The 1,173-nt window shown below is 60.0% G+C and carries 2 protein-coding genes; one reads left to right on the top strand and one right to left on the bottom strand.

The window, feature by feature from the left end:
* On the bottom strand, positions 1-830 hold an 830-nt coding region (locus tag NW837_RS10755; protein WP_414331412.1), incomplete at its 3' end, for a DNA methyltransferase.
* Between the two features lie 12 nt (positions 831-842).
* Here NW837_RS10755 and NW837_RS10750 point away from each other — a divergent pair.
* On the top strand, positions 843-1,173 hold a 331-nt coding region (locus NW837_RS10750), incomplete at its 3' end, for a hypothetical protein (protein ID WP_414331410.1).

The following is a 1,173-nucleotide window of genomic DNA, read 5'->3' as shown; positions in this document are numbered from 1 at the left end:
TAGTTCACCCGCGCCGTTAGCACTGCCAGCGGGTTCAGGTCGAAGCCGACCACATTCTGCAGGATGGCGTTCAGGAGGTCTCGTTCGTTGATGGGAAGGGCGCGTCCCAGTTCGCGCAGACGGGCAACGAGTAGCACAAGAAAAGTGCCTGAGCCACATGCGGGGTCGAGGAACCGGGTTTCCAATATACGCTGACGCAACTCGCTTTCTGTTTCGGGGGTTGGCTCTGTGAACAGTTCGGGCACTGTACGCTGAAGCATATGCATGGCGAGCCAATCGGGAGTGTAGTATTCCCCCAAGTTGTGCCGAATCTCACGGGGCAGCAGGTAGTGATAGAGTTGCTTGAACAGGTCGCGCGTCTCTTCGGGCACGAGGGCGAGCGTGGTCGGGTCATATTCGTCCAATCGCTGCAGGATGCCGCGCAGCGCACGCTCGATGTGATTGTTCCATGCATACAGATACCATGCGAAAAAGTCGCCTTCCAGCAGGTTCACGATGCCGAGTTGTCGGAAGACCCCGCCCGATTCGAGGTCGTCCAGGCGTTGCTGGAGAGTGTTGGAATCGCCCAGCCACGAGCCAAGCGGTGACGCGCCGACTCCGGGTGCCAACAGGCGGGACACGGCGAGGTAGCCGAGCAGTTTCGCCAGCAGCGCGAAATGGGTGTGCATTACGAAAAAGAGCCGTTCCGCCTCGTCCGCGCTTCTGATGTCGATGCCCGCCTTGCGCGCCCACTTCTGCAACGGTTGCAGCTTGCGCCCTCCGAACGCCTCGCTGTAATCGATGGACTGGCTGAAAAAGGTCTGCCACTGGCGGAAGAGGTTGTCCACCATCGGCTTCGCGGGATGGTTCTGCGCATTCCGCCGGAGCGCGGCGTTGAGACCGTCGAAAAGAGCGCGCAGAATCCGCTGCGTGCGCGGCTGCTCGATGCCAAAGTCGCGCGTAAGGTTTTCGGCGGTGAGCGCAATTCCCGACGCTGTGCTGGAAAGCCAAGTCAGCAAGCGTTCCAGCGTTGCTTGGGTTGCGGGTACTGGGCGTTCTACAGCGAAGTTCCCGTCTCGGTAGCGCACGAAGACAAGAAAGCAGCCGTCAAAGACGACCCCAGCGATGCGGGCAAGGTCTTGGCGTTCATCGCGAGCGAGTTTACGGAGGTACTCTTTGAGTTGTTCTACGGCT

The sequence above is a fragment of the Synechococcus sp. R6-10 genome, from assembly GCF_047461815.1.
GTDB lineage: Bacteria > Cyanobacteriota > Cyanobacteriia > Thermostichales > Thermostichaceae > Thermostichus.
Note: the sequence above shows the minus strand (reverse complement) of the source record. Positions and strands in the feature narration are given on the sequence as shown.